At 62.1% G+C, this 8,533-nt stretch carries 8 protein-coding genes; 7 read left to right on the top strand and 1 reads right to left on the bottom strand.

Annotated elements, in window-relative coordinates; translation table 11 throughout:
- On the top strand, positions 1–437 hold a 437-nt coding region (locus U1E69_RS09050; protein ID WP_322244059.1), incomplete at its 5' end, for a hypothetical protein.
- Here the strand turns inward: U1E69_RS09050 and U1E69_RS09045 are convergent.
- Positions 438–1,334 (bottom strand): NAD(P)-dependent oxidoreductase, encoded by an 897-nt coding sequence (locus U1E69_RS09045; RefSeq protein ID WP_322244058.1) that lies wholly within the window; start codon positions 1,332–1,334, stop codon positions 438–440.
- Between the two features lie 96 nt (positions 1,335–1,430).
- On the opposite strand from U1E69_RS09045, the gene U1E69_RS09040 reads away from it, so the two are divergent.
- From U1E69_RS09040 to hisC, 6 genes are all read left to right on the top strand, one after another.
- A complete protein-coding gene (locus U1E69_RS09040; RefSeq protein ID WP_322244057.1) occupies positions 1,431–2,420 on the top strand; it encodes an MDR family oxidoreductase in 990 nt (329 codons plus the stop codon).
- Positions 2,421–2,651: 231 nt separating this feature from the next.
- Positions 2,652–4,007, top strand: coding sequence for a hypothetical protein (locus U1E69_RS09035; protein ID WP_322244056.1), 1,356 nt, complete (start codon positions 2,652–2,654; stop codon positions 4,005–4,007).
- Positions 4,008–4,418: 411 nt separating this feature from the next.
- Entirely contained in the window at positions 4,419–5,039 is a 621-nt protein-coding gene (rpsD, locus tag U1E69_RS09030) for a 30S ribosomal protein S4 (protein ID WP_305567415.1), read from the top strand.
- A gap of 81 nt (positions 5,040–5,120) precedes the next feature.
- Positions 5,121–5,654, top strand: coding sequence for a TIGR00645 family protein (locus U1E69_RS09025; protein WP_322244055.1), 534 nt, complete (start codon positions 5,121–5,123; stop codon positions 5,652–5,654).
- Between the two features lie 10 nt (positions 5,655–5,664).
- Positions 5,665–7,080 (top strand): homospermidine synthase, encoded by a 1,416-nt coding sequence (locus tag U1E69_RS09020; protein WP_322244054.1) that lies wholly within the window; start codon positions 5,665–5,667, stop codon positions 7,078–7,080.
- Between the two features lie 308 nt (positions 7,081–7,388).
- Positions 7,389–8,474: a histidinol-phosphate transaminase gene (hisC, locus tag U1E69_RS09015; RefSeq protein ID WP_322244053.1), complete on the top strand. Its 1,086-nt coding sequence runs from the start codon at positions 7,389–7,391 to the stop codon at positions 8,472–8,474.
- Positions 8,475–8,533 lie beyond the last annotated feature (59 nt).

The following is an 8,533-nucleotide window of genomic DNA, read 5'->3' as shown; positions in this document are numbered from 1 at the left end:
TTACCAAGGACGATGCAGTAGGTGCAGCCGTCGGTTACCTTTCGGGTTCGGCCAGATGGTATGCATGGAGAACAGAAGAAAGTCTAAAGTTGAACCGTGCCTTCAAGGAACTGGAAGTGGAGAATTTCCGCACGAAGCAGGCCCAAATCCTTCGGGATCAGTGGCTTGGACGCAAGTCTGTAGGGTTCGTTCATCAAGCGTCGCGATACCGGGGCAAGGCTAACTACCGCGAGGCGCTGTTCTTGGCATATGGTTCCAGCACCGAAGGCAGCCTAACGGGGTTTGTTGATGATATGTATGTTGTTCTAAAGGGATTTCTTGCAATGGCGGGCGCATTTGCTAGCCGAAAGCTGGGCAATCAACTGTGGTCGGAGTTCGTCACAGATGTCGATGCAAAGCGGGCGTTCACTGCAAGTCCTAACGAAGTCTGGAGCTGACTATTTCGCAGGCTTAGTCACCCCATTCGCCCTTGCGACGAAATCCACCAAGTGCGGCACATAGTCCTCTGGCCCCGCCCCTCCCTGCGCCACGGCCCCCGCAAAGCTGTTCTTCGCCGCACTCGCCATCGTGGTGGTGACGGTGGCGGCGTTGGCCATGCTCTCCAGATAGCGCAGGTCCTTGTAGGCGTTCGAGAGGGTGAAGCGGTGGGCCTCGCGGTTGCCCTCCAAAGCGTAGCCCATGAAGGTCTGGTAAAAGCCGCAGTCCATCCGGCCGCCACGGATCACAGAATCGAAGGTGGTGGTGGAGATGCCGACCTTGGCGGCCACGGCCAGCGCCTCGGCATAGATCGCGGCGTAGCCGAGGGAGAGGAAGTTGTTCAGAAGCTTCATCCGGTGGCCGTCGCCCACGCGTCCGATGTGGACGATCTTCCCGGCCCAGGTGGCGATGACGGGCTGGATGCGTTGGAAGACCTCCGGTTCCGCGCCGACCATGCAGTCGAGCGTCCCCGCCCAGGCCTCTTTCGGCGTGCGGGAGAGGGGGGCGTCGGCGAAATGGATGCCTTTGGCGGCAAGGTCGGTGGCGAGGCGTTCGGTGACGGTGGGGTCAGAGGTGGAGCAGTCGACGATCACCGCGCCGGGCTTCAAGTGCGGGGTCAGCCGCGCCACAGCCTCGGCCACCTGGGGCGAGCCGGGGAGGGTGAGGAAGATGATCGTCGAGCGGGCGGCGAGGTCTTCGAGGGTGGCCTCGGTTGCGCCCCTTGTCAGCAGGTCATCGACGGGCGCGCGGTTGCGGTGGGCGGTGACGGTCAGGGGGTAGCCCTTCTCGACGATGTTCTTCGCCATGCCGTGGCCCATCAGGCCGGTGCCGATGAAGCCGATGTGTTCTTGTGTCATGGGGTCCTCCTGTTCGGGCCAGAGTGCGGCAGCGGCGTCGGGTTGACAATCCGGCTTCCGCCGGGCCGACTGAGGCCGATCAAAAGGGAGGTTCACATGTTCCGCGCACTGGTTCTGGAGAAGGAAGGCGATGTTGCCGTGGCCCGGGTGCGGGAGCTGGAGGACAGCGCGCTGCCGGCGGGGGATGTGACGGTGGCGGTCGAGTATTCGACGCTGAACTACAAGGACGGGCTGGCGTTGTCGCCAAATGGGGGTGGGATCGTCCGGGCATGGCCGCATGTGGCGGGGATCGATTTTGCGGGGGTGGTCGAGGCTTCGGACGATGCGCGGTACAAGCCCGGCGACAAGGTGGTGCTGACCGGCTGGCGGGTGGGAGAGGTGCATTGGGGCGGGTATGCCCAGAAGGCGCGGGTCAAGGCGGACTGGCTGGTGCCGCTGCCCCTCGGCCTGACCACGCGGCAGGCGATGGCGGTGGGGACGGCGGGGTTCACGGCGATGCTGGCGGTGATGGCGCTGGAGGAGCATGGGCTGACGCCGGAGAAGGGCGAAGTGCTGGTGACGGGCGCGGCTGGTGGGGTCGGGTCGGTGGCGGTCGCCTTGCTGGCGAAGCTTGGGTATCAGGTCGCCGCAGTGACGGGGCGGCCGGAGACGGAGAGGTATCTGCGCGACCTCGGGGCCTCGCGGATCGTGCCGCGGGAGGAGCTGGCGGAGACGGTAAAGCGGCCCCTGGAGGCGGAGACCTGGGCGGGGTGCGTCGATGCCGTGGGGGGCGCGATGCTGGCGCGGGTGCTGGGGCAGATGAAATACGGGGGGTCGGTCGCGGCGGTGGGGCTGGCGGGGGGGGCGAGCCTGCCGGCCTCGGTCATCCCGTTCCTGCTGCGGGGGGTGAATTTGCTGGGGATCGATTCCGTGACGGTTCCTTTCGAGCGGCGGGTGCGGGCCTGGGGGCGGGTGGTGTCGGACTTGGACGTGGGGAAGCTGGAGGCGATGGTGCGGCCGGCCCGGCTGGAGGACCTGCCGGAGCTTGGGGCGGCGATCCTGAAGGGGGGCGTGCAGGGACGGGTGGTGGTGGATGTGAACGGCTGAGCTCTGTCCACGCAGGACAGGGTGGAGGCCGCAAGGGATTCCAATGGGTTAGCTGTGGGCGTTAGGGGTTTTTTAAGGGACTTTTGCCCACTTTAAAGGCGTAAAATTTCAGCTCTACGGTCGTTGTGCGGAACTTACTCTCTGGAAATCCAGAAATAACGTCTCGGTTGCGTTTCCATAAGGATAGCATACTCTTGCATCTGAAAATGAACAGATCAATGGTACATAAGAATGCCCACTAGTTTGGAACAAGTTGCATCTAGCTTTGAAGCGCTAGGGAAGAGAGTTGAGAAGGTGTGGGTACCAAGCTACCCCTTGAGCACACCACTTAACAAATCAATCGGATGGCAAGCATCTGCACTGGCGCCAGAGGATGCGATAATTCTTTCAGACTCTGTCGCTGAAAGGATTAGAGGCTTATCGAATGGAAAGAAGCCATCCGAAGTGGAAGCCGAGTCACTTTGGGTGGGCTTAGCCAAGCAGGCCGACGGACTTGATTTCGCGAATCTTACTAGTGATCCGATAAACGTAACTCGGGCAACATTTGAAATTCTTCTATTCACTTCAAGCGAACTACCGCCTCGCACTGTGAGCGTGGATTGGGAGCGGGTTGAAGAACATTCGCAAATCCCAAGGCGCCTGGCTACTCGACTTCGAGCCCTTGAGGCGAGACTCAGCAGTCTCGAACCGCGTGCAACGGACATCGACGAGAAGATATCTGCTATCGAAACTGCGCACGACGCCGCTGAACGGCTGCCTACTGATCTTGAAGAACTCAGATCCGCTTCTGCACAAGTCAAACTGGCAGAACAAGATTCCTCGAAAGCGAAGTTCAAGATAGAGGAGTATCGCGGGCTATCTGCGCAGATATCAGAAGAGATGAAAGTGCTAAGGGATGAGGCCGCCGCATTGGTTAAGAAATGCGATGAGGCATATCGGATTACAACTTCCGCTGGTCTGGCTGGTGCATTTGAGTATCGCTCAAAGTCACTTGCGGTAGTCGGCTGGGTTTGGGTAGTTCTTCTGATCGCATCTCTTGCCGGAGCTGTAGTGTTAGGGAAGGATCGCTATGACGGCTTGCGAGAGTTGCTTGTGGGAGATCATCCACCAGGTCTTATATACTTGAATGTTCTCTTTGCAGTTCTCGGTGTGGCTGCACCGGTCTGGTTGGCGTGGCTTGCGACTCGTAGCATTGGACAGTCGTTCCGCCTGTCGGAAGACTACGCATTTAAGGCATCCGTATCGAAAGCTTATGAGGGTTACCGAAAGGAAGCTGTGACGCTTGATGAGGACTTTGCAAAGCGCCTCTTTGGGTCGGCTCTGAATCGTCTAGACGAGGCACCTAGCAGATTCATAGTGTCGGAGGACCACAATAGTCCGCTACAGGAATTGCTCCAAAATGAGAGCTTCAAGAAATTCCTGTCAGCCTTTCCTGAAGTCCAAGATAAGCTTGGCAGATACATAGTGGACGCCAAGTCAGCAGTTTCTGGTGCTGTAGGGGGTGTTGCTGCGGTAGCTGCGTCCGGCAAGAGGCCTCCAAAAGAAGCTTCAAGAAGCGAACCCAGCGCTAGCGATACCGACGCATAGCCGCTTGCTTTCTTAACCCGGAATCGAGGGCGTAAGCCCGCCGGGCCGCTCCCTCCCTCCCCCCGGAGGGCGCTTTGCGACGGCAGTCTGTAGAACTGCGGGGGGAGGGGTTGAGCCATGAAGTGCTTCGCTTCGCCGTTGGTGCGCCCGCCCGAGGGAGGGTGCGGCCCCGTGGTGTGCTGGGTGGTTGGCGTGGACGGTGCGCTGTAGCGCACCCTACGGGAGTCGGGGCACTCCCCGACCCACGGGTGGGGGTGGTGTTGACTCCCCCGGTTTGTCCTCTATAAGCCGCCCACGTCCCGGAAGCGATTCCGGGGCTTTTCATTGGTGTTGGTGGCCCTCGCAAGAGGTCGCCTGTCGGGCCGGAAGGTCAAAGGACAACGCCCTTCGTAACATAGAAGGAGATCAGCGGTGACCAAACGCACCTCTGCCAAGTACAAGATCGACCGCCGCATGGGCGAGAACATCTGGGGCCGTCCGAAGTCCCCGATCAACAAGCGCGAGTACGGTCCGGGCCAGCACGGCCAGCGCCGGAAGAACAAGCTGTCGGACTTCGGCACGCAGCTGCGCGCCAAGCAGAAGCTCAAGGGCTATTACGGCGACCTGACCGAAAAGCAGTTCCGCAAGATCTATGGCGAAGCCGAGCGTGTGCGCGGCGACACCGGCGAGATGCTGATCGGCCTCCTGGAGCGTCGTCTGGACGCGGTGGTCTACCGCGCCAAGTTCGTGCCGACGATCTTCGCGGCGCGTCAGTTCGTGAACCACGGCCACGTCCTGGTGAACGGCAAGCGGGTGAACATCGCCTCGTACCGGGTGTCGGAAGGTGACGTGATCTCGGTCCGCGAAAAGTCGCGGCAGATGGCGCTGATCCTGGAAGCGATCCAGCTGACCGAGCGGGACGTTCCGGACTATCTGGAAGTCGACAACAACAAGCTGACGGCGAAGTTCGTGCGGACTCCGGGCCTGGGCGATGTGCCCTATCCGGTCCAGATGGAACCGAACCTGGTCGTCGAATACTACGCGAAGAACTGATCTTCCGGTGCGCTTTAGCGCACCCTACAGTCTGGGCCGTGCCGTCAAGGGTGCGGCCCTTTGCGTTTCCGGGAGCGAGTGATGCACGACAAGAACCAGATCGAGACGACGTTCGAGAAGGGCCTTTTCGCCAGCCGCTGGCTGATGGCTCCGATGTATCTGGGCCTGGCGGTGACGCTGGCGATGCTGACGGTGATCTTCGTCAAGGAGCTGGTCTACTATATCCCGCAGGTGCTGGATTTGTCGGCCGAGAAGATGATCCTTGTGGCGCTGACGCTGATCGACCTGACGCTGGCGGCGAACCTGCTGCTGATCGTCATGTTCTCGGGCTATGAAAGTTTTGTGTCGAAGTTCGACTTCGACGCAGGCGCTGACAAGCCGGGCTGGATGGGCAAGGTCGATTTCGGCGGGCTGAAGATGAAGCTGATCGCGTCGATCGTGGCGATTTCGGGGATTCATCTGTTGAAGCGGTTCATGGAGATCAGCGACCTGGATACGGCGACGACCTTCGGCGAGACGGAAATGTACTGGCTGGTGGTGATCCATCTGACCTTCGTCGTGTCGGGCGTGCTGATGGCGCTGATGGATTGGCTGCAGGCCAGGACCTACAAGTAAGGAGGCTGCGATGACTTACCCGGTGCATGCGCGCATTGACGGCGCGCTGGTGATGATCGGATTCGGTTCGATCGGGCGGGGCGTGCTGCCGTTGATCGAACGGCACATCGGCTTCGACCGCGCGCGGTTCACGGTGATCGAGCCTACGGACGAATACGCGCATATCCTGCGGGACCATGGTATCCGGCATCTGCAGGTGGCGCTGACGGCAGAGAATTTCGCCGAGGTGCTGCGCAGCCTGTTCCCGACGGGGCGCGGGATGATCGTCAACCTGTCGGTGGACGTGGATTCGATCGAGCTGATGAAGCTCGCCCAAGAGCTGGGGGTCCAGTATCTCGACACGGTGGTCGAGCCCTGGCCGGGGTTCTACTTCGGCTCGACCCTGCCCAACGGAGAGCGGACGAACTATCCACTGCGGGAACGTGTCCGCGCATTGGGGAAAGCCTATGTCGGCGGGCCGACGGCGGTCAGCTGCTGCGGCGCGAACCCTGGGATGGTCAGCTGGCTGCTGAAAGAAGCTCTGCTGCGCTTGGCGGCCGATACCGGCGTTCAGGCCGATCCGAAATCGCGCGAGGATTGGGCGGCCCTGATGCAGGGGCTGGGGGTCAAGGGCATCCACGTGGCAGAGCGGGACACTCAGGTGTCCGCGCGACCAAAGCCGGTGGGCGTGTTCGTGAACACCTGGTCGGTGGATGGGCTGCTGTCGGAAGGATACCAGCCGGCGGAGCTGGGCTGGGGCACGCATGAGAAGAAGCTGCCGCCCCACGGCCACGCTTTCGACCACGGGCCGGGCTATGCGATCTGGATCGACCGGCCGGGTGCCGATACCCGCGTGCGGTCCTGGTGCCCAGGCGTGGGGCCGCAGTTCGGCTTTGTCATCACCCACAACGAGGCGCTGTCGATCCCGGACTACTACACGGTCTGGGAACAAGGTCGCGCCGCCTACCGCCCGACCTGTCACTACGCGTACCACCCCAGCAACGACGCAATCCTGTCGATGCACGAGATGAACGGCGCGGGGAAACGCCAGCCGGAACAGCACATCCTGACTGCGGACGAGATCATCGCGGGCGGGGACGACCTGGGCGTGTTCCTCTACGGCCACGCCAAGGGCGCGATGTGGTACGGCTCGCGGCTTACGTGCGAAGAGGCGCGGCGGCTGGCGCCGTACCAGAACGCGACGGGGATGCAGGTCACCTCGGCCGTTCTGGCGGCGATGGTCTGGGCGGCAGAGAATCCGAACCAGGGCTTCGTCGAGGCTGATGAGATGGACCACGTCCGCTGCCTGGACGTGCAGCGTCCCTATCTTGGGTCCGTCGAGTGTCACTACACCGACTGGACCCCGATCCAGAACCGGATCAACAGCTTCGCCGAAGACCGCGACGACGCGGACCCCTGGCAGTTCACCAACTTCCTGGCCGTCTGACCGGCGGCTTTCGAATCGAGCGCCTTGCGGCGCAAGCCTTTTGTCTCGTCGTCGGGCTTCGCCTCCTCGTCGGCGGTCGAGGGGCGCTGCCCCTCGAGCTCCCCGGGATACTTTCGCCAGTATGAAAAGCCCACCTTTCATACTGGCTCAAATATCCCCGCCGGAGGCACCCCGAGGAGGAGGGGTAGCCCGACGACGAGAGGAAAGACTTGCGCGCCAGCGCTCTGCGTCACAACTGCTGGTCCGGTGGAACCCTCTGGTCTTGAGACGCTTTGGCGGGTAAAGGGGGCCACAACCCGGGGGTCCAGATGAACGACCAGATCAAGCCGCAGCCAGGCATTCTTGACATCGCCCTCTATGAGGGCGGCAAGGCGCATGTGGCCGGCGTGGCCAATGTCGTGAAGCTGTCGTCGAACGAAAACCCCTTCGGACCCTCGGACAAGGCGAAAGAGGCGTTCTCGCGCACCGTTCATTCCTTGCATCGCTACCCCGTCACCGACCACGCCGACCTGCGCACAGCGATTGCCGAGGTGCACCGGCTGGATGCAAGCCGCATCATCTGCGGGGCTGGCTCGGACGAGATCATCACCTTCCTCTGCCAGGCCTATGCCGGGCCGCGCGACGAGGTGGTGTTCACCGAGCATGGGTTCCTGATGTACCGCATTTCGAGCCTTGCCGTGGGTGCGACCCCGGTCGAGGTGCAAGAGCGGGAACGGACGGCCGATGTCGATGCGATCCTGGCCGCCTGCAACCGTCGCACCAAGCTGGTCTTCCTGGCCAATCCGAACAACCCGACGGGGACGATGGTTTCGGCGGCCGAAATCGCCCGGCTGGCCGAGGGCCTGCCGCCCCAGGCGCTTCTGGTGCTGGACGGGGCCTATGCGGAATATGTCGAAGGCTACGACGGCGGGGCGTCCCTGGTCGATGCGCGCGACAACGTAGTGATGACGCGCACGTTCTCGAAGGTCTATGGTCTTGGCGGCTTGCGGATCGGTTGGGGCTATGGCCCCAAGCACGTCATCGACGTCCTGAACCGCATCCGGGGGCCGTTCAACCTGTCCACCACGCAGCTTGAGGCCGCCGAGGCCGCCGTGCGGGACCAGGACTTTGTCGCAAAGTGCCGCAGCGAGAACACGCGGATGCGGTCGTGGCTTGCCAATGCCCTGGCCGAGATCGGGGTGCCTTCGGACACTTCGATGGCGAACTTCATCCTGGCGCGTTTTGCCAGCCAGGAAGAGGCCGAGGCCTGTGATGCCTTCCTGCAGAAGCAGGGCCTGATCGTGCGCCGTGTCGCGGGTTACAAACTGCCGCACTGCCTGCGGATTACCATCGGCGATGAATCCTCGTGCCGTCAGATCGCCCATGCCGTTGCGCAGTTCAAGGGTGTGAAATGATCTACCCGCGCGTCGCCCTGATCGGCCTGGGGCTGATCGCGTCCTCGATGGCGCATGCG

The organism is Tabrizicola sp., assembly GCF_034366665.1.
In the GTDB taxonomy this organism is placed as follows: domain Bacteria; phylum Pseudomonadota; class Alphaproteobacteria; order Rhodobacterales; family Rhodobacteraceae; genus Tabrizicola.
This window is presented reverse-complemented; position numbering and strand designations above follow the sequence as displayed.